We start from the raw sequence: 23187 nt of genomic DNA on the forward strand, positions 1-23187 counted from the left end.
AAGGCTCCGGAGCGACAGCGCAAGAGAGGGGAAGCGGCTCCTTCACCTCTGGACCGCCCTCCAGCCGCCGGCGCTCTCGATCGCAAGGCCCAGCGCGGACATCCTGCCGAGCGCGGCGGAGAGCTCGGCAGGTTCGATTCCTGTCCGTGCAGCTACGTCGATGCGTGAGCGCGGGGCCGTCCGGGAGAGCTCGCGAAGAATGCGGGTATCGACGGGTTCCGCCACCGGGTCTGGCCCAGCGACGGTGAAGGGGTCCGCCAGCTCAGCCATCTCCTCTGCCGAGGTGACGCAGGTGGCAGCGTATTCGCGGATCAGACGATGGCACCCCGCAGATTCCGGTGAGGTCACCGGCCCGGGCACAGCCCCAAGAGGACGACCGAGCTGAGCAGCGTGGCCGGCGGTGTTCAGCGAACCAGACCGGCGCCCGGCCTCGATGACGACGGTCGCCTGGCTGACGGCGGCGATCAGACGGTTTCGCATCAGGAACCGCCACCGGGTCGGAGCCGAGCCCGGTGGGAGTTCTGCGAGGATCAGACCAGAGGCCAGGATGCGGGTCAGGAGTTCGGTGTTCGCCGCCGGGTAGAGGCGGTCCGCGCCCCCGGCGAGGGAACACACTGTCAGCCGGTGGCTCGCGATCGCCGCGCGGTGAGCGGCAGCGTCGATTCCAAGGGCTCCGCCAGACAGGATGGCGAAACCTCGATCGCTGAGACCGGCGGAACTCTCCAGCGCGACATGCGTGCCGTAACCCGTGGCGGTCCTCGACCCGACGAGCGAGATGGACCGGCGTAGCCCGCTCAGCGAAGAGGGATCTCCACGGACCCACAGCGCGAGCGGGCGGCCGTGTTCGAGGCTGTCCAATCCGGACGGCCAGAACGGCGAATCGGGGAGGACGAGCGTCACTCTGAGCAGGTGGGCTCGGTGAAGAGCTCGCGCGGGCGAGTCCTGGCCGAGCCGAGTCCGCCAGCGCTGGAGAGCGCGGTTGATGCGTTCAGCGTTCAGCGCGGGATCGTGAGCTTCGGACCTCAGAGTCCGTTCGCGGACGGACTCCCCCGATTCGCCCAGCGCCACAGCACGCAACGTTCGCCGAGCGCCGAGAGCGGTCAGCAGGGCGACCGCATCGGTATCCCCCGGTTCGACGAGCGTCGAGAACGCCGCCTCGGCGAACACCGCAGCGATCGCCTGCGCTCCACCGAGATCCGCACCGTCGGCGATGACCGGTCGAAGCAGCGCGAGCATCTCTCGCACCGGCGTCCCGAGAACAGTGTCGCTATCGGCCATCGCCGCAGCCCCCGAGCCGCGTCCGCAGGGTGGATCGCTGGTCCGATGCGGCCGCGAGGACCGACACAGCGGCAAGGACAGGGCAGCGCGCGCAGACCGACGACCGGTTCGTGCTCGCCTGGACGACGGCACGGAGGTGCGGGCGCTCAGCGACGCGATCTCCGGGGCGATCTCCGGCCGCCCTCCCCTTTTCCGCTTCACTCCCTTCCGGCCGCCCCCCTGCCGGATCGCGGCGACGGGGAGGCCGTCGCCTCCGAGCGGCGGAGAGAGCGGCGGTCTTCGCGGACGGAGGCGCTCACGCCCGGAACGTCTCTCACCCGGCGAGAAACCGTGCGGTCGGGCGGGTTCGCCCCGCCCCCACCCGCACCGCACCGGCAGTCCGGGTCCGCAAGCGGAGTGCAGCCCTGGCCATCGAACGCACCCCGGCATCGTTCGGATGCGGCAGGGATCGCACAGAAGCTCTCGGTCATGGGGGCGCTCCTCTCCGGAGGTAAAGGGCCCGGCCGATGTGGTCGGGCGTAGGCGTCGGGGACTGGTCGAGGTCGGCGAGGGTCCAGGCGACGCGAAGGGTCCGTTCGTAACCGCGCATGCTGATGGTTCCGCGTTCGAGGGCGCGGTCGAGTGGGAAGAGAGCTCCTCCGTGTACGCGGAACGGGCCGGAACGGAGCCAGGAGCCTTCGACGTCGGCGTTGCGTGACCAGGCGGTCCCGCTCAGCCGGGACGCTGCCGCAGCACGGGCTGCCTCCACGCGAACGCGGAGGGCCGCGCTTGGCGGACCGGTCGGTGCGCCGATCCTCCCGAGCCGAAGCGCACCCAGACCCAGGCGGCGGACGGTGAGACGGAGATCGACACGGTCGAGGAGCGGACCGGAGAGGCGGGCCAGATAGCAGCGCCGGGCGGCCGGAGGGCAGACGCATTCCTCTTCGGCCGATCCATACTGACCGCAGGGGCAGGGATTCGCGGCGAGGACGAGCTGGAACCGGGCCGGGTAGGTCGCGGCTCCGCTCGCTCGATGGATGGTGATGGTTCCGCTCTCCAGAGGCTGCCGGAGCACATCGAGAACGGCCGCCGGGAACTCGGCCGCTTCATCCAGGAACAACACGCCGTTCGTGGCCCGGACCACGGCTCCCGGCGTGATCCTCCCGCTGCCTCCGCCCACGAGCGCCACGGCCGAGGCGGTGTGGCGCGGGGATTCAAAGGGGGGCCGGTGGATGAGGCCGCCGACAGTCCCGACACCGGCTAGAGAGCGGATGGACGTGGTCTCCAGCGCCTGGTCCGGGGTGAGGTCGGGCAGGAGCGACGGCAGCCGGCGGGCGAGCATCGTCTTGCCGGCTCCGGGCAGGCCGATCATGGTGACGTTGTGCCCGCCGGCCGCCGCGACGACGAGGGCTTCGACCGCTTCCTCGTTGCCCGCGATGTCGGACATGTCCGGCTCGGCGGGAAGGACCGTCCCCGCCGCCGGGACGGGATCGACCTCGATCGGGTCGAGCTCTGAGCCGTGCGCGATGGCGGCTGCCCGCAGGCCCGGAACCGCGACGACCTCGACGCCATCGACGAGGGCCGCTTCGTCGGCGTTCGCCGTAGGAACCAGCACGCGACGGAAGCCAGCGGCGCGAGCCGCGAGGACGGAGGGCAGCACCCCGAGGACCGGCCGGAGGCGGCCGCCGAGGCCGAGCTCGCCGAGATGCACCGTCCGCGCAGCGGACTCCGCCGGGATGACGCCGGAGGCGGTCAGCGCCGCGATCGCGATGGCCAGGTCGAACGCCGATCCCTGTTTGCGGAGAGCTGCCGGCGACAAGTTGACGGTGAGCTTGCGCTGAGCGAGCGGAACACCAGCGTTGACGGCCGCGGAGGTGACTCGTTTGCGCGATTCGCCGAGGGCAGTGTCGGGGAGACCGATCAGCACGAAAGCGGGAAGGCCCGCGGAGATGTCCGCCTCCACTTCCACGATGTCGCCACGCACCCCCATGAGAGCGACGGCGAAGGTCCGGCCGAGCGCCATCAGACAATCCCGGGCAGATGGTGGATCTCCGGGTTCGCGCTCCAGGCGTTCAGGACGCCGATCGCGTCGACCCGGAGCGCCCCCGGCAGGGGCCCGTACGTGCGGCACCACTCGGCGGTGAGCCGGCGCAAGCGCGCAGCCTTCTCCGGGGTGATTGCCTCGAGGGGATGACCATAGTGCGTCGTGGCGCGCGTCTTCACCTCGACGAAGACCGTGATGTTCCCCGTGCGCGCGATGATGTCGATCTCGCCCGACCGGATGCGCCAGTTACGGCCGATCAGAACATACCCGTGCGCTTCGAGCCAGTGAGCCGCAACGCTTTCGCCACGGCGGCCGAGTTCGTCTTTCTTTGCCATGATTCCTCCCACAGCCAGCCTCGGGGGAAACAACCACCCAAAGGACGCGCCAGGAAAATCTGTGGAGAAGTCAGCAACAACCACAGCATGTGGACAACCCACCCACCGAAGAACATCAAAAGACCCAGGAACGACAGAGAAGCCGTCACTCGTCCAACGCCAGCTCCTTCGGCAGTTCGAACTCTTTGCTAGACAGCTCCTCGATATTCACATCCTTGAACGTCAGCACACGCACGGACTTCACGAACCGGTCGGCGCGGTACTCGTCCCACACCCACACATCGTTCATCGTCAACTCGAAGTAGAAGTCGTGCTCCGTGTCACGGCGCGCGAACTCAACCTCGTTCGCGAGGTAGAAGCGGCGCTCGGTCTCGATCACGTACTTGAATTGCGAGACGACGTCCCGGTATTCGCGATACAAAGCCAGCTCGACCTCGCGGTCGTAGTCGTCGAACTCGTCCTCATCCATCGTCCGTCAAGTCTAAGCCGGTCCGGGCGTCAGATCGGAATGCCGAGCCCGGCCGCCATCTTTGAGCCAGGTGAGACGGTGGATGGCGCTGGGTCCGAGTTCGGCGATGGCGGCGAAGTGCCCCGGCGTCGAGTAGCCCTTGTTGCTCGCCCAGCCATAGCCGGGATCGTCGGCATCGTGCTCGATCATCAAGCGGTCTCGATGCACTTTGGCGATGACGGACGCGGCAGCGACGGATGCGCAGTCGCGGTCAGCCTTGACCCGGGTGACCACACGGGCCGGGCGGGTCAACGCGAGGGTGAGATAGTCGTAGTTGCCGTCCAGGATGAGAGCGCTGTCGTGGACGGGCGCTCCCTGCTCCTCCAGCACGGCGAAGGCGCGCGCACCCGCGAGGCCGAGGCAGCGCATGATGCCGTGCCTGTCGACTTCGTCCGCCGAGGCCAGGCCGACTGCGTGGAAGAGCGACCAGCGGCGGCAGGCCGGTTCCAGGGCCTCCCGGGCCGGTTCGGAAAGAAGTTTGGAGTCGCGGAGCCCGAGCGGGATACGCTTCACGGCGGTGTCGATGACGACCATGCCGACCGCGACCGGTCCGGCGAGCGCGCCGCGGCCGACCTCATCCACGGCGACGATCGAGGTGACACCCTGACGGTACAGCGCCTTCTCGAATCGCAGCGACGGGGTCACCGGGGTCATCATCGCACGTCCTCCTCCGTTGCACGGGAGACTTCAGAATAGCCGTCCAGCCACGTCCCTCGCTGCACGGAGAACGGTGATCGGGAACGCACGGCCACCCGGCAGCAGAGCGCTGCGCACCCGGCCTCCGTGTCCGTCCGGGCGGCGGCACACCCCACCCTCAAAAGCTCTGAGCTCCCGGTCCTGCGGAGGACCGGGAGCTCAGACGGAGAACAGGGAAACGCTCAGTTGTCGCGCTTCTCCTTGATCTTCGCCTTCTTGCCGCGGAGTTCGCGGAGATAGTAGAGCTTCGCACGGCGGACATCGCCGCGGGTGACGACCTCGATCTTGTCGATGACCGGCGAATGGACCGGGAACATGCGCTCGACGCCGACCTGGAAGCTGATCTTGCGGACAGTGAAGGTCTCGCGGACGCCTTCGCCGGAGCGGGCGATCACGACACCCTGGAAGACCTGGACACGAGAGCGGCTGCCCTCGATGATGTTGACGTGAACCTTGACGGTGTCACCGGCGCGGAAGGCCGGGATGTCCTGTTTGAGGGAAGCGGCGTCGACCTGGTCGAGGATGTGCATTGCTGTTCGCTCTCTGCGCCCGCCGACAGGTCGGGAACGGATTCGGGGCCTCGCTGGTGGAGGCCGGGATTCGATGGGTGTTTCCGCGCGAAACGCTGGCTCCCCTGTGGCAGGGCCGGGCGGCGGCACAAGGATTAATTGTGCCATGCCGGGAGTGGGTTTGCCAAAGTGGAAGCCCCAGGCTCCGGCAGAGCTACCCCTCGCGCCGTTCTTCGATGACGATCACCTCGGCGTCCCCGGCGGACATCCCCGGGTCGCGCCGCACCCGCTGCGGCTGCGCGGCCCGCTCAGAGGCCGCGGAGGTCTCCCCCACGCGGCCGCGCAGTTCGGCCACCAGCTCCCACAGCCCCAGCCAGAACAGGCCGAGGAAGAGGAGCACCCCGGCGACGGCGAGCCAGCCGGCCGCAGCGCCCGGGAAGAAGCCGAAGGCGACGAGCGCGGCGTTCCACGACGCCAGCAGCCCGACGTCGTACCACGAGACGGCCCTCGCGGCCCGCACGCTCTTCCGGGCGGCGAGCATGCCCCCGATCGCGAGCAGCGCGAGGAACAGCAGCGGGCATAGCAGCAGCAGTCCCAGGAACGACCAGCCGCTTCCGGTGTGGAACGCGGCCCAGCCGACGAGCAGCCAGGTGGGGAGGACCACGGCGGAAGGGAACAGCCACCAGTAGAACGCCTTCCGGATGATCACAGAGTCAGCGTAGCCACACACGACTGTGCGAGGGCTGCGGGTTCGCCGAGGGCAGGATGGAAGGCGCGCATGCCAGACTGGGCGCATCCCGTCTGTGCCGAAAGAAGGACCCGCTTGATCGAGCTGAGGACTCCCGCCGAGATCGAGCAGATGCGGCCCGCCGGCCGTTTCGCCGCCGAGGTGCTGGCCGAGACGTCCACTGCGGCGACGGTCGGCACGAATCTGCTGGAGCTGGACCGGATCGCGCACGCGGCCATCCGGCGACGGGGCGCGACGTCCTGCTACATCGACTATCACCCGTCGTTCGGAGCGAGCCCGTTTGGGAAGGTGATCTGCACCTCGGTGAATGACGCTGTGCTGCACGGCCTCCCGCACGACTACCGGCTGCGCGATGGCGACCTGCTGAGCCTCGACTTCGCAGCAAGCGTCGATGGCTGGGTGGCCGACGCAGCAGTCAGCGTCGTCGTCGGGAAGGCGAGGGACGAGGATCTGCGGCTCATCGACACGACCCGCCGCGCTCTCGCGGCGGGCATCGCGGCAGCCCAGCCAGGAGGGCGCACCGGCGACATCTCGGCCGCGATCGCGGCCGAGGCGCAAACAGAGGGCTACTCAATCAACACCCAGTTCGGCGGCCACGGCGTCGGCCGGACGATGCACGGCGATCCGCACATCCCGAACGATGGGCGGCCCGGCCGTGGCTTCCCGCTGCGCCCGGGGCTCGTGATCGCGATCGAGCCGTGGTTCCTGGAGACCACCGACCAGATCGTCACGGACCCGGACGGCTGGACGCTCCGCTCGGCGGACGGTTCGCGTGGCGCGCACTCGGAGCACACGATCGCGATCACCGAGTCCGGCCCGCTCGTCCTCACCGCCGTCTGACCCCGAAGACTGGCGGCGACGGTCTACGGCAGCAGGTCGGGCCGCACCCGCTCCGTCCGCGCCACCGACTGCTCGCGCCGCCAGGCGGCGATGGCCCCGTGGTTGCCCGAGAGAAGCACCGGCGGCACGGCGCGGCCGCGCCACTCGGCCGGTTTCGTATACGATGGGTATTCTAGCAGTCCGTCTCCGTGCGATTCCTGCACGAGGCTCTCCGGGTTGCCGACCACTCCGGGGATGAGCCGTCCGACGGCCTCGATCATCGCCATCGTCGCGACCTCTCCCCCGTTGAGCACATAGTCCCCGAGGCTGACGAGGCGGACACGGGCGTGGGATGCCGCGTCGTCGAACACGCGCTGGTCGATGCCCTCGTAACGGCCGCAGCCGAAGACGAGGTGCTGTTCCCCTGCGAGTTCGCGGGCCATCGCCTGCGTGAACGGCTCGCCCGCGGGCGAAGGGAAGATCACCACGGGGTCTTCCGCGCCGTCCAGGACGCCGTCGAGCGCTTCGCCCCACGGCCCGGGTTTCATGACCATCCCGGCGCCGCCGCCGTACGGGGTGTCGTCCACAGTGCGGTGCCGGTCGTGCGTGTGGTCGCGCAGGTCGTGGACGCCGAGCGCGATCCGTCCGGTCTGGCGGGCCTTACCGAGCAGGGAGATATCGAGCACATCGAAGAAGGTGGGGAAGATCGTGACGATGTCGATGCGCATGGCGGCCAGTCTATGGGGGCGGTCACTCCGAAACGGCCATCAGCTCGTGGTCACGCGGCACGAGCGGCGCCGCCACGGCCGGGCAGAGCGCGACGATGGCGAACGCCAGCGGGTACCCCAGCCAGCCGATGGGCGCGCCGACGACCGGGCCGACGACCGAGGCGGCGGCGAACTGCCCGGTGTTCTGAGCGCCGAGTACACGGCCGGACCAGGACGGCCCCGCGATCTCGGCGACCGCGGTGTAGGCCAGCCCGTTGTCGGCGACAGTGACGACGGCGACGACGATCAGGATGACCGCTGCGGCCACGGAACCGAAAACGGAGGCGACCGCCATCAGCAGCATCGCAGCGATCGCCGCGATGGGCACCCAGCGGAGCGTACGCAGGTGGCTGCCGACGCGATCGCTCAGGACGCCGACACCGATGCGGCCGATCGCGCCGGCGAACTGGCTCACACCGATGACGATCCCAGCGGCGAGCGAGGAGAATCCCAGCTCGGCCACCAGCCAGACCAGCCCGAAAGTCGAGACGGTGAACTGCGGAACGACAAGCAGCATCGACACACCGTGGATGCGCCACAGCAGCGAGGTCTCGCGGTACGGCCGCCAGCAGGCCTGGGGATGCGCTTCGCTGGCGTCTCCACCGCCCCGCCCCACTCGCGGCGGATCGACGATCGCGAGCGCGCAGAGCACTGCTGAGACGCCGCAGAGCGCGGCGGGAACGACCAGCGCGAGCGCGATCCCGCCCCCGGCGGCCAGCGAAGGGACGCTGATCGCCGCGACCGCCACGCCGAGCGGCTGGCACATCTGCCGGATGCCCATCGCGAGCCCCCGGCGCTCCTTCGGGAACCAACCGATCACGACGCGCCCGCTGGCGGCGTTGGGGCTTGCCGCGGACATCCCGCCGATCAGAAGCAGAGCGCCGAAGGCGAGGTACAACGAGACGGACATCGCGCCGAGCGCCGCGAGCGCCGTGAGCGCCAGACCGACCGCGATCACCCACCGCTCGCCGATCCGGTCGCTGAGCGCGCCCCAGGCGATGAGCGCCAGCACGAGGCCGATCGTCGGCGTCGAGGCGAGGATCCCCGCCTGCGCGAGGCTGAGGCCGCTCTCCGAGTGAAGCACCGGGATGAGGAATGCCGGGGTCGAGACGAACACGGTCGAACTCGCCTGCCCGAGCACGCCGAGCGCGAGCATCAGCCACGGCCGTGGTGTGCGCGTGTGCCGGCTTGGTACGGTGGTGCCGCCTTCCATGCGGTATACCCTATCGGTATACCAAATTGGTGTACCAAAGGAGCCTCATGTCCGAGCAGCCCACCGCCTACGACCGGCTGCGCGCCCAGATCCTCGACCTGGAGCGAGTGCCCGGCTCGCGCCTCACCGAACGCGGACTGGAAGGCGAGTTCGGTGAGGCGCGAGCCGCTGCGCGACGCCGTCGAGACAGCCGCTGCCCGTCTCAGCTGCGTGCGCGCGAGCAATCGGTCCATCCGGGAGCTCGGAGACCGTCTGGGAACCTCCGAGCTGGCGCGGCAGCGCGAAGACGCGGTGCGCTCCGGCGCCGGCTTCCACGTCGAACTCGCCGCGCTCAGCGGCAACCGCTTCTTCGCCAATTCGGTCGTCGCAGCGATGACGCTGCTCGCGCGCACGCGCTGGCTCGAAGTGCGCACCGAAGCAGCCAGGCGCACCGCCTGGGAGGAGCATCGCCGCATCCTGGACCTCATCGTGGCCCGGGACGCCGACGAGGCCGCCGCCCTCATCCACGTCCACATCGTCGGCACCCACGAGCGGCTTCTGGCGGCGCTGGACGCGGACGCCCACTCACTGCGAGCCCGCGGTCTCACGGTGGTGCGCTGACAGGGCGGGGAACGGAGAGCGGACGCAGCGGCGGGGGCGCGAACGGCCACACCAGAGGCGTCCACCGCGAACCCGGCCTCCGGCGAAACGGATCGCGGCGATGGCGCGGACGGATCCGCCGTCACTCGCCGCCGGGAGTCTCCTCTGCGGTCACGGGCGGGGACACGGGTTCGGACTCGTCTCCAGCAGCCGGTGCGTCATCCGGCAGGTCCTCGAACAGGCCTGGCGGCGGGGTGAGCGTCACGGTTCGGGCCGCGAGGTCGACCTCGGGGACGATCGCTTTGACGAACGGGACGAGAACTTCGCCGCCGGGGGTCTTGATCGCCAGCAGATCCTGACCGGGCAGGTGGTCGACGCGCACGATGGCGCCGACGACGGCACCGTCACGGTGGGCCGAGAGGCCCACGAGCTGGTTATCGTACCAGGCGTCCTCTTCGTCGGGAAGCTCGCGGACGTCCTGGTTCACCCAGAGGATCGCCTTGACGAGACTCTCTGCTTCCGTGCGGTCGTCCACTCCGTCGAAGAAACCGACCGGGTGGCCGTTGTACCAACGGAGTTCACGGAGCGCCAGGGTCTTGCCGTGCCATTTGGACGCTGTGGGAACCTGCAGGGTGAAGACCGCTCCCGGGACGAACCGTTTGCCGGGCTCGTCGGTGAAGAGTTCGAGTTTGATCGCACCCTTGAGGCCGTGTGCTTTGGTCAGCCGTCCGACGCGGAGCTCGGTCTGATCCGGTCGCGGTGCGACCTCCTTGCGCGGCAGCTTGTGGTCCGCCACCTCAGTCGTCGACGACGTCGACGCGGACGCGCCGACCGTCGGCCAGGGCGGTCACGAGCGTGCGGAGCGCCTTCGCCGTCCGGCCGGAACGGCCGATGACCCGCCCGAGGTCCTCGGGGTTCACACGAACCTCGAGGACCTCGCCACGCGGGGACGATTTGGCCACCACGCGCACGTCGTCCGGATGGTCGACGATGCCCTTGACCACATGCGTGAGAGCGGGAGCGAGCAAGGCGTTACGCCTTCTCGCCGTCGGCAGCCTCGTCGGCGATGTCCCCGGCCTCGGCGACGACCTCGACCTCAGCGGCCTCCTCGGCTTCAATGACGGCCTCAGCCTCGGCCGGCTTCGCGGCCTTGGGCTTCAGCACCGGCTTCTTCTTCTCGTCGGCAACGAACGCTTCCTTGGCCCCGGCCACCTTGACGGTCGAGACAGCGTTCTTGTCGCCTTTGAACGTGCCCCAGTCGCCGGTGAGCTTGAGCAGCACCAGCACCTGCTCAGTCGGCTGGGAGCCGACGCCGAGCCAGTACTGGGCGCGGTCCGAATCGACCTCGATGCGTGAGGGCTCCTCGGTGGGGTGGTACAGACCGATCTCCTCGATGACGCGCCCGTCGCGCTTGGTGCGCGAGTCGGCGACGACGATGCGGTAGTGCGGAGCACGAATCTTGCCGAGGCGCTTCAATCGGATTTTGACAGCCACAATTCTCCTGTGTCGAATGATGAGTTATGTCGAACTGACTGCCGTGGGCGTGGGGGCACACTCGGCAGGAGGTCTTCGTGTCGTCCGCCGCGCCGGATAGAGGGTCGGGCACTGCGGAACTCAACTAGCTATTCTGGCAGAAAAGCGCCCTCCATGAACAATCGGCGCTGTGGGCACTCAAACGAACGGGGATTCCGGCGATGCAGAGGCTCGAATTCTCGGAGTCTGAGCGCTCCACCGTCGGGATCGAGTGGGAGCTCGCGCTGGTGGACGGCGCGACAGGCGACCTCGTCCCGATTGCGAAGGAGGTGCTGGGCGAGCTCGGGACATCCGACGGGCGCGAGCATCCCCAGATCACGCACGAACTGCTGATGAACACCGTCGAGGTGGTCAGCCAGGTTCACCGGACAGTTCCGGCGGCGATCGCCGATCTGCAGGAGCTGATCGGGATGGTGCGCGAGGTCACCGACCCCCGGGGTGTGGAGCTGATGTGTGCCGAGACGCACCCCTTCGCCCAGTGGTACGACCAGAGGATCACGCCCAGCGAACGCTACGACAGGCTGCTCGACCGCACACAGTGGTGGGGGCGGCAGATGATGATCTGGGGCGTCCATGTCCATATCGGGATCGACGAGCGCGACAAAGCGCTCCCGATCGTGAACGGGCTGCTCACCTACTACCCGCACCTGCAGGCGCTCAGCGCGTCGAGTCCGTTCTGGGCCGGGGCGAACACCGGATACGCCTCGAACCGCGCGCTGATGTTCCAGCAGCTGCCGACCGCGGGGCTGCCGTGGCAGTTCGGTGCGTGGGCGAACTACGAAGAGTACGTGCAAGACCTGGTCACCACCGGTGTCGTCACCGACCACAGCGAGGTGCGCTGGGACATCCGCCCCTCGCCGAAGTGGGGCACGGTGGAGATGCGGGCCTGTGACGGGCTCTCGACGGCGGACGAGGTCGGTGCGGTGGCCGCGCTCATCCACTGCCTCACCGACCAGATGCTGGGCGAGCTGGACGACGGCGTCAAACCGGTCACGCTGCAGCCCTGGTTCGTGCGCGAGAACAAGTGGCGGGCCGCGCGGTACGGGCTGGACGCGGAGGTGATCGTCGCACCAGACGGGGCCGAACGGCTCGTGCGCGACGAACTGGCCGAGCTGACCGAGACCCTCGCACCGATCGCCGAGCGGCTCGGCTGCGCGGAGCAACTCGCACAGGTACACACCATCCTGAGGACCGGGGCGAGCTACCAGCGGCAGCTGGCCGTCGCCGAAGCGAACGGCGGCAGCCTCCAGGAGGTCGTGAGCTCGCTCACGAACGAGCTGAGAAACGGGCTGGGCTGACCCACCTGGGCCGGAAAAAACACACTGCGCCCATAGGGTCCGGCCTTTACCCTGAAGGCATGCTTCGCCACCGATCGCTTGCCCTGGCCGGCACCGCGATCTCCACAGTGCTCGCCGCAACGCTCGTGCTGTGTGGCTGCTCGGTGACGCCAGAAGTCGCAGCGGCCGGAGACCCCACGCCGTGATCGGCGACTCGATCGAGTCCGGGCTCGGGGTGGAGCCGTCCGAAGCCTGGCCAGCGCTGGTGGCCGCCGATCTCCGCTGGGAGCTCGACAACCTCAGCGTCGCCGGGTCAGGATTCGTGACGCGCGGAGACGGGGACGAGGACTACACGGCACAGATCGAGAGGGCAATCGCCACGAAGGCGCAAATCGTGCTGATCGGCGCTTCCGACAACGACCTCGGACAGGACATCGACGAGGTCTCAGCGGCGATGACCGCAGTGGTCGGCCGACTGAAGAAAGCGCTCCCGGGCGCGCAGCTCATCGGCTTCAGCGCGCTCAGCGGCGCCGTCGGGGACGACCAGCTCGCGCCGCTGGACTCCGCACTCAAGTCCGTCGTGACCGGCGCCGGGGGCGAATGGCTCAACCTCGGCCAGCCCTACCGGGGAGTGAACGGGCGAGTGCAGGATGACGGCGAGCACCCCACTGTGGCCGGCCAGCAGGCGATAGCCTCGGTCGTGCTCGAGCGACTCGACGACTGAGGTCCGTTCGCGACGAGGGACGCCCCCGATCCAGACCCACAGCGTTCCGTCTCGGCCCATCATGGCTGCGTACACACCCGAGAGCTCGCGCTCAGCGCGCTGACGCTCAGCGCGACCGTTTTCACGCCACTCGGAGCACCACTCTGACTCAGCGTCGTCGCTTGCTGCATACCGTGTTTTTTCGCTTGTACATCAGAGTGCTTACTGCGGCATTCCGCCAAGTTCCGGCTTTTGACAGTGCGGTTACTGTGGTTTTTGCGTGACATCTGAGACAAGCATTACGTGCATGTGCGGTTGTGGTTACACTTTCCACATTCGCTGGACCGCGCGAGTACGAAGGAGAACAAATTCCATGTACCGACACCGCATATCCACCACGTTTGCCGCCGTCGCCGCACTCGCGCTGAGCACCGCCGCGCTGATTCCGGTTTCACCGGCGGCTGGCGAGGAGCAGCCCGTCCCGACCGCGGAGAGCACACCGGTGGCCACGGCTCAGACGGCCGCTCCAGAGTCGCCGGCCTCGGCGCCCGCACAGGCAGCCACCCCCACGCTGACCCCCGCACCGGCAGCCACCTCTTGGGTTCTAGCGGTTGTTGCAACATCTGGAGTTTCTAGGAGTTGCAAGGACCGTGTCCCGTTTAAGGCGCAGTGCGGGGAAGAGGAAGTACACCCAGGCGGAGCGTGAAGCCTTCTTCGTCATTTTCAAGGAGTCCAGGAGTACGACGATCGCGGCGAGGGAGCTAGGGTTCAACCCCGCGACGTGCGCGCAATGGGTTCGCAAGGCGGGCCTGGCTAGTCACGGCTACACCGGCGGCGGCATGAGCGCGCACCCATGCAAGGACGAGTACCTGGAGCTGCGGAGCAGCGGGCTCTCGCGCCGCGAAGCGGTGGGACGAGTCGGAATCAGCCCGAACACGGGATACCTCTGGGACAGTCGAACGGGCGACGCATTTATCCAGATGGTCGCGTGGTCGATTACAAAGACAGGGTGCCTGTCGTTGTTGATCCTGTTCAGCGGGCGTCGATGCGTTCGCTCGAAGCCGCACTCCACCCACGATTCCTCTCCCTGCAGGAGCGTGAGCTGATCCGGGACCTGACCAGGGCCGGCCTTTCGTTGTGTCGGGTCGCGGCCAAGCTTGGTCGCTCGGTGTCGACGATCAGTCGAGAGATTCGCCGGAATCAGCTTCCTGGAGAGGGCGGCTACCATCCATACGTGGCGCATCGGAAAGCGGCCAGCCGCCGACCGCGACCGAAAGCCACGAGGCTGGTCCGCAATCCGCAGCTGCGCAGTTACGTTCAACGGAAGCTGACGCTACGTTGGTCGCCGGAGCAGATCAGCCGGTCGCTGATCCGCGAGTTCCCCGGCGATGCGGAGATGCGCGTGGCGCACGAGACGATCTATCAAGCCTTCTACGTGCAGGGCCGTGGACAACTCCGCCGCGAGCTCACGATGGTGCTGCGGACCGGCCGGGCCAAGCGGAAACCGCATCGTTCTGGCGCCGCTCGCAGACATCGTTTCGCGGATCCGATGGTAATGATCTCCGACCGTCCCGCCGAAATCGAGGACCGCGCCGTTCCCGGACATTGGGAAGGCGACCTCATCATCGGCGGACACCGCAACAGCGCCATCGGCACCCTCGTGGAACGCTCCACCCGGTTCGTGATGCTGATCCATCTCCCCATCGATCGCACCGCAGAATCCGTCCGGGACGGACTGATCAGCGCCGTCAAGACACTCCCACGCGAACTCCGTCGCTCGATCACCTGGGACCAGGGCTCGGAAATGGCAGCTCACAAGTCGTTCACGATAGCCACCGACATCCCGGTCTACTTCTGCGACCCCGCGAGTCCCTGGCAACGCGGCAGCAACGAGAACACCAACGGACTCCTTCGCCAATACTTCCCCAAGGGAAAGGGAACAGACCTCGCCCGATTCACCGCAACCGACCTGACGAACGTCGCCCACGAGCTCAACACCCGCCCACGCAAAACGCTCGGCTGGGAAACCCCAGCCGAACGCCTCGCTAAACTACTCGCCAGCTAATCGTCGTGTTGCAACAACCACTGGAATCCGCCCACCCACCCAGCCGAGCCCCTCCGCTCCGGCGTCCACGGCTCTTCCCCGGCCCGTCAGCGGCGAAACCCCCGCATCCGTCGACCACGACTCGCCGCGGTTCGATTTCAAAACCGGCGGGTAGCTTCCCGACGCTCCGGTCATCAAACCCTTCGCCAACGCCGGCTACGCACTGCTCTCGGGTGTGCGCTCCAATGCGTTCCGCTACGAGATCCGGCTCATCGCGACCCCCCGGGGTCGAGGCGTACCGAGGCTTCGCGCAGGCGGCGGCGTCCGAACTCACCGCGGCCGGACTCGCCAGCATCAACGTGGCTCCCGGCCAGTTCAGCGACCCCGGGGGCACCGTGCCCGCCAACACCATCTACATCGGGGCTTTCATCTCCTCTCCCTGCGGCAGCGGCGGCGGCATCGCCGGCTGCGGAGGCCCCTACCTCGGGAAGAGCCGAGCCATCGCGGGCAATGGCGCGATCGTGCTGGCCGGACAGATCTGGATACTTCCCCCCGACAGCGGTCCAGACCGCTGCCGTCAAAAAGGAGATCGTCGCGCACGAAATCGGCCACAGTCTCTCGGGCTCGCCCACTACTCGGGAAGCTACGGCGGAGCCCGCCAGGTGATGTACCCGTCGGCCGCTCCGACCGCCAGCTACCAGGCCGGTGACCGGAACGGATTGAGCTATCTCCGCGGGGAGAATCCGGTCGGCGAGCTCGACGCAGCAGCATCCCCCGGAATCAACAAGGTGCGAGTGACGGGATGGTCGTTCGATCCCGATCAGTCCGCGGCCACCACGTTCACCGTCACCGTGGACGGCGCTCGCGCCGGCGGTGGGACGACGTCCCTGACTCGCGCCGACGTGAATGCGCGCTACGGCGTCACCGGTAGCCGCGGATTCGATATGACGGTCACGGCGGCCGGTGGCCTCAGACAGGTCTGCGTCACGGCGACGAACTATCCAGTCGGGAACCAGCAGTCCCTCGGCTGCCGCACTGTCGTCGTCACGGGCGCGGCTCCCGAGGGCTCCTACGACACCATCGCCCAAACCCCCGGGCACTCCATCACCGTCACCGGCTGGGCCCTCGACCGCGACAACCTCAGCAACTCCGCCGTCACCCTCACCATCGACGGCACCCCCGCAACCACCGCAACCACCAACCAACTCCGCACCGACATCAACACCAAATACGCCACTACCGGCACCCGCGGCTTCACCCTCACCGCACCCACAACCCCCGGCACCCACACCGCCTGTGTAACAACCCCCGACTACCCACAACTCACCAGCAAAACCACCCTCGGCTGCCGCACCATCAGGATTCCCTGAGCGCACGGCAAAGGCCCGGCTGGTGCGGACGCACCAGCCGGGCCTTTGCCGAACCTAACGTCCGCTCAACGGCCGAGGAACTTCTGCAGCGCAGCCATCTCCTCCTCAGAAGAAGCTCCCCCCGGCGCAGCGGCGGCGCCGAGACCGAAGCCGCTGCCTGTTGGGAGGGAAGCGGCCGCCGGCTTCGCACCGGAGGCGAGCGCCGCGTTCTCGGCGGCGCGCTTGGCGGGGTTGCCCGACCGGGAGCCGCCCTTCTTCTTGGCCTGCTGCTTACTGCGGCCCACATAGCCCGCGCCGGGGATCGGTCCCATGCCGGGAACGTTCGGAACGCCGCCCTTCGCAACGGTCTTCATCATCTTGGCGGCCTGCTCGAAACGGTTTACGAGGGCATTGACCTCGGTGACCGTCGTGCCCGAGCCCCTGGCGATGCGCAGACGCCGGGAGCCATTCAAAAGTTTGGGGGTGGTGCGCTCGGCCTTGGTCATCGACTGGATGATGGCCTCAGTGCGGACGATCTCGCGTTCATCGAACTGGTCGAGCTGCTGCTTCATCTGGCCAGCGCCGGGCAGCATCCCGATCATCTTCTTGATCGAGCCCATATTGCGCAGCTGCTGCATCTGCCCCAGGAAGTCGTCGAGCGTGAAGGTGTCGGTCGCGAACTTCTCGGCGACCTTGCGCGCTTCCTCTTCGTCGAAGGCCTCCTGCGCCTGTTCGATGAGGGTGAGGATGTCGCCAAGGTCCAGGATGCGGGACGCCATGCGGTCGGGGTGGAACGGCTCGAAGTCGTCCAGCCCCTCACCGGTGGAGGCGAAAATGATCGGGCGGCCGGTGATCGAGGCGACAGAGAGCGCCGCGCCACCGCGGGCGTCGCCGTCGAGCTTGGAGAGGACGACGCCCGTGAAGTCGACGCCGTCCTGGAAAGCCTTCGCGGTCGCAACCGCGTCCTGACCGATCATGGCGTCGATGACGAAGAGGACCTCGTCGGGGTCGGTGGCCTTGCGGATGTCCGCCGCCTGCTTCATCAGCTCGGCGTCGACGCCGAGACGACCGGCAGTGTCGATGACAACCGTGTCGTACTGCTTGGTCTCGGCGAACGTCAGGGCATCCTTGGCGACCTTCACCGGGTTGCCGACGCCATTGCCGGGCTCCGGGGCGTAGACCGGGACGCCAGCCTGCTCGCCGACGATCTGGAGCTGGTTGACCGCGTTGGGACGCTGGAGGTCGGCCGCGACCAGGATCGGCGTGTGGCCGTCCTTGACGAGCCACTTGCCCAGCTTGCCGGCGAGGGTCGTCTTTCCGGCGCCCTGCAGGCCCGCGAGCATGATCACCGTCGGCGGCTTCTTCGCGAACTGCAGCCGGCGCTGCTCGCCGCCGAGGATGCCGATGAGCTCCTCGTTGACAATCTGCACGACCTGCTGGGCCGGGTTGAGCGCCTTGTTGACGTCGTCGTTCAGCGCCCGCTCGCGCACCCTGCCGGTGAACTCCTTGACCACGTCGAGCGCGACGTCGGCGTCGAGCAGGGCGCGGCGGATCTCGCGCACGGTACCGTCGACGTCCGATGGCGACAGCTTGCCCTTAGTGCGCAGGTTCTTGAAGGTGTCCGCGAGACGGTCGGACAGGGTGCCAAAAGTAGCCATGATCGGACAAGTCTACCGGGCGCCGATGGTCCTGGCCCGAGTCTCAGCTCTGCGTCTCCACCGCGACGACGTCTCCGCGGGCATCGAAAGAGACGGTGAGAACGGTGTCCGTCTCCTCAGCGTCGATGGCGTAGTCGAAGGTCGCGAAGACCTCCTCTTCGTCAGTGGTGCCGGGCCGGATGACGATGCGCAGCAGCTGCAACGAGCGCAGCACGTCGATGGCGATGTCGCCCGAGTTGTAGACGAGCAGATCGAGCAGGGTCTCCCCCATCCGGTCGACATGCTCGTCGATATAGCTCGTCGCCGCCGACTGTCGCAAGCTCAGTTCGGCGATCAGGGCGTCGCGTGCCCGGGCGTCGAAGCCGTCGAGACGCTGGATGAGCGCGGCTGCCGCGTCCAGGGCGTCCTCGGTCACGAGGGACTGCTTTTCGGCCCGGAGCTCCAGCTCGACGGACTGGTCAGCCAGCTCGACCGTGTCGCCCCAGACGAGTCCGCCGGAGGCGGTCTCGTCGATGAGCCCGAAGAAGTCGTGCTCGATGGCCATCAGCCGACCAGCTGCTGCGCGAAGACGTGCGGCGTGAAACCGGTGAGGTCGTCGATACCCTCGCCCTGGCCCACCAACTTGATCGGAATGCCGGTACGCTCCTGCACGGCGAGCACGAAGCCGCCTTTCGCCGAACCGTCGAGCTTCGTGAGGACGAGCCCGGTGACCCCGGCGTGCTCAAGGAACGCTTGGGCCTGCGCGAGGCCGTTCTGCCCGGTGGTCGCGTCGAGCACCAGCAGCACCTCCGCGATCGGCGCCTGCTTCTCGACCACGCGTTTGATCTTGGACAGCTCATCCATCAGGCCGCCCTTGGTCTGCAAGCGGCCCGCGGTGTCGATGAGGACGATCTCGGTGCCGTCGCTCTTCGCCTTCTCGACGGTCTGGAAGGCGACGGAGGCAGGGTCCTGCCCCTGCTGCTGAGGCCGGACGATTCCGGCGCCGGAGCGCTCGGCCCAGGTCGCGAGCTGCTCGACCGCCGCAGCGCGGAAAGTGTCGGCCGCGCCGACGACGACCGAGCGGTCGTAGCTGCGCAGGAACTTCGCGAACTTGCCGATGGTGGTGGTCTTGCCGACGCCGTTGACGCCCACGACGAGCACAACCGCCGGCCGGTCACTCAGCTTGAGGGTGGTGTCCAGCCGGGAGAGCCGCTCCCCCATCGTCTCGCGCAGCATCCGCTGCAGATCGGCGGGGTCGGTGGTGCGGTAGCGGCCGACCTTGACGCGCAGATCGTCGATGACCGCTTCGGTGACATCGGGGCCGAAATCGGCGGTGATAAGTGCCGTCTCCAAGTCGTCCCAGGTGGTCTCGTCGATGGTCTTCTTGGCGAACATCCCGCGGAGGGCGCCCGACAAGGACCAGGGGGTGCGGTCTGCCATGCCCTCAGACTAGTTGTTCCCGCGGCGCTCGTCGCTCCCGCGGCGCCCTTCGCTCACCGCGGTGATACCGTGGCGACCGGGCAGCGTCCACGGCTGCTACGACGCCCGCTCCTGAGCGACCCGCTGGCCGACGACCGCCGAGACGCCGTCCTGGCGCATGGAGACGCCATAGAGCGCGTCGGCGACCTCCATCGTGCGCTTCTGGTGCGTGATCACGATGAGCTGGCTGTTCTCGCGCAGGTCCTCGAAGATCGTCAGCAGACGGCCGAGATTCGCGTCGTCGAGCGCCGCCTCCACTTCGTCCATGATGTAGAACGGGCTGGGCCGCGCTTTGAAGATCGCGACCAGCAGGGCAACGGCGGCGAGCGAGCGCTCCCCGCCCGAAAGGAGCGAGAGCCGCTCGACTTTCTTTCCCGCCGGCTTCACCGAGACCTCGATGCCCGTGGTGAGCAGGTCGTCGGGGGCGGTGAGGACGATGCTGCCCGTTCCGCCCGGGAACAGGATGGGGAAGACCCGCCGGAACGCTTCCTCCGTGTCCGTGAACGCGGACTCGAAGATCGTCTGCATCTTCTCGTCGATCTCCTCGATGATCGTGAGGAGGTCCTTGCGGGTGCTGGTGAGGTCGACGAGCTGCTCGGAGAGGAACTTGTGGCGCTGTTCCAGCGCGGCGAACTCCTCCAGGGCGAGCGGGTTGACACGGCCAAGCTGGCCGAGCTTGCGCTCGGCGGCGGCCAGGCGCTTCTGCTGCTGCTCGCGGGCGAACGGGACCGTCGGCAGCTCCTCCCCCGCAGCGAGCGGCTCGTCGTCGCGACCGCGGTCGACGGGTACGGGAACCTCGGGGCCGTACTCGGCCACCAGCACCTCCTCGACCAGGCCGAGCTCGCTGCCAGCGCGCTCCAGCAGGCTCGACAGATGCAGCTTCTTCTCGTAGATCTGCAGTTCCAGGCCGTGTACGCTCTCGGTGATCGCGTGCAGACGCTCCCGGAGGAGGCCTTCCTCGCGGCGGACCGTCTGAAGCTCCTCGTTCTGGCTGGCGCGCTCAGCCTCGGCCGACGCCAGCTCGACGCGGGCCTGCGAGACGGAGCGATCGGCGGAAGCGAGAACGGCGGGAAGCGCGTCCACGACAGACTGCGCGGCGTCCAGCTGACGGCGGCGGATGACAGCGCGGCGGGCGGCCTCGTCGGCGGCGGCGCGCTCAGCCTCCAGCTGGCGGGCGAGCGCCTCGCCACGGGCCTGCTCGGCGCGGACGCGCTCTTTGGCGGTCTCGACGGCGAGACGGGACTCGACCTCGGTCTCGCGCGCCGCCTCCAGCTCCGACGAGAGGGTGTCGCGGGCGCTGACGTCGAGGATGGGACGGGGCCGCGAGCGGGCGGCCGCGAGCTCGAATGCCGCCCTCTCCGCGGCGGACTCGGCTTCCGCGACGCGCTCGGCGGCCTGCTCCAGCGCGCGGCTGAGCCGGTCGAACTCGGCCTGCGCGGCCTCCAGCTGCACTTTCACGCGGTTCAGCTGCTCAGCCTGGGCGGCAAGCTTCGCATCCGATTCACGGAGGGCGGCGAGAGCGGTCTGCGACTGTTCTTTGGCGACCTGCAGCACGCCGCGCTGCTCGGCGAGCGCGAACCGGGCGCGATCGCTGAGAGAGGCGACCTCGGCCAAGCGCTCCTCGGCGGCGTCCCGATCGGCCAGCAGCTCGATACGGCTCTGCTTGGCGCCAGAGCCGCCGCGGAGGAGGTGCTCGGTGAGCACCTCGCCGGCGCGTGTGATGAGGGTGACGGGGCCGGCGAGCTTCCGCTTGCGGTAGGCGTCGGAGGCGGCCCGGGCGGAGTCGAGGTCGTCGGCGATCGCAGTGAACGCCAGGATGCCGAGGACGCCGGAGGGCGCGTCCACCACCTCGCGCGCCGGCCGGACGCCCTCGACCCCGGAGAGGTCGACGATGACGGCGGGAGCATCGGCGACGATGACCTCCACCCGGCCGAAGTCGTCGGCCGCGGCGAGCGCAACCGCCTCGAACGCGGCATCGCGGGTGTCGGCGAGGACAGCATCGGCGAGCGTCCCGAGCGCGGCGGCGACGGCCGCCTCGTAGCCGGGGCGGACACGGATATGCTCGGCGGCGAGGCCACGGACACCGGTGGGCCGCGCGGCGACCAGAGCGGCGGAGCCGTCCTTCTGTCCGAGGGCGAGCGAGAGGGCGGAGGTGCGGGCGGCGAGGGCGTCGCGTTCGCGTTCCAGCGCGTGTAGTTCTTCGCGGAGACGTTCGATCTCGCCTTCGGCCTCGAACACATCGGCCTGGGCGATTTCGTAGAGCTCGTCGAGAGCGTCCTCGCCCGCGTCGGCGATCGCGGCGTCGGCCTCGCGGGCGGCGAATTCGGCGCGCGCCTTCTCCCGGCGTTCGGTGGCGGCGTCGAGGGCGTTCTGCTGACGGAGCACTTCGCCGCGGACGGCGGCGAGGCGCTGAGCGGCGGCCTCAGCCTGGCCGTTCAGCGTACTGATCTCGAGGTCGTGCTTGGAGACCAGGGCGCTCTGCGCGGCGATCTCCTCGTCCACGGAATCGAGACGGGAACGCGCCTGGCGGGTCGCCTCCTGGGCGGTCCGCCAAGCGGCCTCGGCTTCGGCGACGAGAGTGCGGAGGCGTTCGGCTTCGTCGGCGGCGTCCTGAACCATCTGGAGGCTCACGCGCGGACCATCGGCGGCGGCCTCCGCCTGGCTGCCGAGCAGGGCGAGCCGCTGGGTGGCGAGCGTGTAGAGGCTGCGGAGCCGATCTTGGGCCTGTTCGAGCGCGAAAGCGGTGGCGCGCGCGGCGTCCGCCCTATCGCTCACCTGAGCCTGTTCGAGGCGTGTACGGCGCAACAGCTTCTGCTCAAGCTGCTCCTGGAGGACGATCTGCTCGGTGTGGCGCTCAGCTTCGGTGCGGACGTGGCCGTCGAGCGTGCGGCGCAGGCCGACCACATCGTCGGCGAGCAGACGCGCCCGGGCGTCTCGGACGATCGCGGCGATGGACTGGGCCTCGCGAGCGATCTCCGCCTGGTGCCCGAGCGGTTTCAGCTGCCGGCGCACCTCACCCGCCAGGTCGCTCAGCCGAGTCAGATTGGTCTGCATCGCGTCGAGCTTGCGGAGCGTCTTCTCCTTGCGCCGGCGATGCTTCAGGATGCCGGCGGCCTCTTCGATGAAACCGCGGCGCTCCTCGGGCGTCGCGCGCAGCACGGCGTCCAGCTGGCCCTGGCCGACGATGACATGCATCTCGCGACCGAGACCAGAGTCGCTTAGCAGCTCCTGCACATCCAGAAGCCGGCAGGACTGGCCGTTGATGGCGTACTCGCTGCCGCCATTGCGGAACAGCGTGCGCGAAATGGTCACTTCGGTGTACTCGATCGGGAGGGCGCCATCGCTGTTGTCGATCGTGAGATGCACCTCCGCGCGGCCGAGCGGGCCGCGGGTCTCGGTGCCGGCGAAGATGACATCCTCCATCTTCCCGCCGCGGAGCGTTTTGGCGCCCTGCTCGCCCATAACCCACGCGAGGGCGTCGACGACGTTCGACTTGCCCGAGCCGTTCGGCCCGATCACGCAGGTGACGCCGGGCTCGAAGGCGAACGTCGTCGGCTGCGCGAACGACTTGAACCCCTTCAGCGTCAGACTCTTCAAATACACGCAGAGAATCTACCGGAGGATGCTGTCCGCACGCCGCCCGCACGCCGCGGGAGGCGGCATCGCCTAGGCTGGGGCGGCCGGCATCAA

Annotated in this window: 23 protein-coding genes and 1 pseudogene; 8 read left to right on the forward strand and 16 right to left on the reverse strand. The window is 68.5% G+C overall.

Annotated elements, in window-relative coordinates; translation table 11 throughout:
* Positions 1-42 precede the first annotated feature (42 nt).
* From dprA to LXX_RS07385, 7 genes are all read right to left on the reverse strand, one after another.
* The gene (gene dprA / locus LXX_RS07355; RefSeq protein ID WP_011186277.1) at positions 43-1278 is read right to left on the reverse strand and encodes a DNA-processing protein DprA; all 1236 of its coding nucleotides are present in this window, start codon (positions 1276-1278) and stop codon (positions 43-45) included.
* 466 nt (positions 1279-1744) lie between these two features.
* The gene (locus tag LXX_RS07360; protein WP_011186278.1) at positions 1745-3280 is read right to left on the reverse strand and encodes a YifB family Mg chelatase-like AAA ATPase; all 1536 of its coding nucleotides are present in this window, start codon (positions 3278-3280) and stop codon (positions 1745-1747) included.
* Positions 3280-3636, reverse strand: a complete 357-nt coding sequence (locus LXX_RS07365; protein WP_011186279.1) for a YraN family protein — start codon at positions 3634-3636, stop codon at positions 3280-3282. The genes LXX_RS07360 and LXX_RS07365 overlap by 1 nt, the downstream gene beginning before the upstream one ends.
* A gap of 145 nt (positions 3637-3781) precedes the next feature.
* Entirely contained in the window at positions 3782-4105 is a 324-nt protein-coding gene (locus LXX_RS07370) for a DUF2469 family protein (RefSeq protein WP_011186280.1), read from the reverse strand.
* A 12-nt stretch (positions 4106-4117) separates the two neighbouring features.
* A complete protein-coding gene (locus LXX_RS07375; RefSeq protein ID WP_141692876.1) occupies positions 4118-4801 on the reverse strand; it encodes a ribonuclease HII in 684 nt (227 codons plus the stop codon).
* Positions 4802-5022: 221 nt separating this feature from the next.
* Positions 5023-5370 (reverse strand): 50S ribosomal protein L19, encoded by a 348-nt coding sequence (gene rplS, locus LXX_RS07380; protein WP_011186282.1) that lies wholly within the window; start codon positions 5368-5370, stop codon positions 5023-5025.
* A gap of 193 nt (positions 5371-5563) precedes the next feature.
* Entirely contained in the window at positions 5564-6058 is a 495-nt protein-coding gene (locus LXX_RS07385; RefSeq protein ID WP_041768349.1) for a hypothetical protein, read from the reverse strand.
* Positions 6059-6172: 114 nt separating this feature from the next.
* Between LXX_RS07385 and map the strand changes: the two genes are divergently transcribed.
* Complete coding sequence (gene map / locus LXX_RS07390) at positions 6173-6937, forward strand: type I methionyl aminopeptidase (protein ID WP_041767590.1); 765 nt, start codon at positions 6173-6175, stop codon at positions 6935-6937.
* Positions 6938-6960: 23 nt separating this feature from the next.
* On the opposite strand, the gene trmD is transcribed toward map, so the two are convergent.
* Both trmD and LXX_RS07400 read right to left on the reverse strand, forming a co-directional pair.
* Positions 6961-7644 (reverse strand): tRNA (guanosine(37)-N1)-methyltransferase TrmD, encoded by a 684-nt coding sequence (gene trmD / locus LXX_RS07395; RefSeq protein ID WP_011186284.1) that lies wholly within the window; start codon positions 7642-7644, stop codon positions 6961-6963.
* A 22-nt stretch (positions 7645-7666) separates the two neighbouring features.
* Positions 7667-8896 carry an MFS transporter gene (locus tag LXX_RS07400; protein ID WP_041767591.1) on the reverse strand — a complete coding sequence of 410 codons (1230 nt, stop codon included), beginning with the start codon at positions 8894-8896 and terminating at the stop codon, positions 7667-7669.
* 153 nt (positions 8897-9049) lie between these two features.
* On the opposite strand from LXX_RS07400, the gene LXX_RS07405 reads away from it, so the two are divergent.
* Positions 9050-9496: a FadR/GntR family transcriptional regulator gene (locus tag LXX_RS07405; RefSeq protein WP_223227613.1), complete on the forward strand. Its 447-nt coding sequence runs from the start codon at positions 9050-9052 to the stop codon at positions 9494-9496.
* Positions 9497-9617: 121 nt separating this feature from the next.
* Here the strand turns inward: LXX_RS07405 and rimM are convergent, their stop codons facing one another.
* The 3 genes from rimM to rpsP are packed head-to-tail and all read right to left on the reverse strand — an operon-like array spanning position 9618 to position 10969.
* Complete coding sequence (rimM, locus tag LXX_RS07410) at positions 9618-10271, reverse strand: ribosome maturation factor RimM (RefSeq protein ID WP_011186287.1); 654 nt, start codon at positions 10269-10271, stop codon at positions 9618-9620.
* Between the two features lies 1 nt (position 10272).
* Positions 10273-10503 (reverse strand): RNA-binding protein, encoded by a 231-nt coding sequence (locus LXX_RS07415; RefSeq protein ID WP_011186288.1) that lies wholly within the window; start codon positions 10501-10503, stop codon positions 10273-10275.
* A gap of 4 nt (positions 10504-10507) precedes the next feature.
* On the reverse strand, positions 10508-10969 hold the full coding sequence (gene rpsP / locus LXX_RS07420) for a 30S ribosomal protein S16 (RefSeq protein WP_011186289.1): 462 nt from the start codon (positions 10967-10969) through the stop codon (positions 10508-10510).
* 200 nt (positions 10970-11169) lie between these two features.
* Between rpsP and LXX_RS07425 the strand changes: the two genes are divergently transcribed.
* From LXX_RS07425 to LXX_RS07440, 6 genes and pseudogenes are all read left to right on the forward strand, one after another.
* Positions 11170-12306: a glutamate--cysteine ligase gene (locus tag LXX_RS07425; RefSeq protein WP_011186290.1), complete on the forward strand. Its 1137-nt coding sequence runs from the start codon at positions 11170-11172 to the stop codon at positions 12304-12306.
* 181 nt (positions 12307-12487) lie between these two features.
* Complete coding sequence (locus tag LXX_RS07430; protein ID WP_223227614.1) at positions 12488-13009, forward strand: SGNH/GDSL hydrolase family protein; 522 nt, start codon at positions 12488-12490, stop codon at positions 13007-13009.
* A gap of 629 nt (positions 13010-13638) precedes the next feature.
* Entirely contained in the window at positions 13639-14094 is a 456-nt protein-coding gene (locus LXX_RS16775; protein ID WP_223227607.1) for a transposase, read from the forward strand.
* Positions 14034-15053, forward strand: a complete 1020-nt coding sequence (locus LXX_RS07435) for an IS30 family transposase (RefSeq protein WP_223227743.1) — start codon at positions 14034-14036, stop codon at positions 15051-15053. The genes LXX_RS16775 and LXX_RS07435 overlap by 61 nt, the downstream gene beginning before the upstream one ends.
* Positions 14992-15123 (forward strand): annotated as a pseudogene (locus LXX_RS16780) (IS5/IS1182 family transposase); the annotation flags it as partial. The gene LXX_RS07435 and the pseudogene LXX_RS16780, both read left to right, overlap by 62 nt.
* Positions 15124-15277: 154 nt before the next feature.
* Positions 15278-16402: a hypothetical protein gene (locus LXX_RS07440; RefSeq protein ID WP_041767592.1), complete on the forward strand. Its 1125-nt coding sequence runs from the start codon at positions 15278-15280 to the stop codon at positions 16400-16402.
* A 65-nt stretch (positions 16403-16467) separates the two neighbouring features.
* Here LXX_RS07440 and ffh read toward each other — a convergent pair whose 3' ends face one another.
* The 4 genes from ffh to smc all read right to left on the reverse strand — a co-directional run bounded on the left by ffh (position 16468) and on the right by smc (position 23100).
* Complete coding sequence (ffh, locus tag LXX_RS07445; RefSeq protein ID WP_011186293.1) at positions 16468-18039, reverse strand: signal recognition particle protein; 1572 nt, start codon at positions 18037-18039, stop codon at positions 16468-16470.
* A gap of 43 nt (positions 18040-18082) precedes the next feature.
* Positions 18083-18583, reverse strand: a complete 501-nt coding sequence (locus LXX_RS07450; RefSeq protein WP_011186294.1) for a DUF2004 domain-containing protein — start codon at positions 18581-18583, stop codon at positions 18083-18085.
* Complete coding sequence (ftsY, locus tag LXX_RS07455) at positions 18583-19458, reverse strand: signal recognition particle-docking protein FtsY (RefSeq protein WP_011186295.1); 876 nt, start codon at positions 19456-19458, stop codon at positions 18583-18585. Before ftsY ends, LXX_RS07450 begins: the two co-directional genes overlap by 1 nt.
* A gap of 96 nt (positions 19459-19554) precedes the next feature.
* On the reverse strand, positions 19555-23100 hold the full coding sequence (gene smc / locus LXX_RS07460) for a chromosome segregation protein SMC (RefSeq protein ID WP_011186296.1): 3546 nt from the start codon (positions 23098-23100) through the stop codon (positions 19555-19557).
* Positions 23101-23187: the final 87 nt, after the last annotated feature.

It is taken from the genome of Leifsonia xyli subsp. xyli str. CTCB07, assembly GCF_000007665.1.
GTDB lineage: Bacteria > Actinomycetota > Actinomycetes > Actinomycetales > Microbacteriaceae > Leifsonia > Leifsonia xyli_C.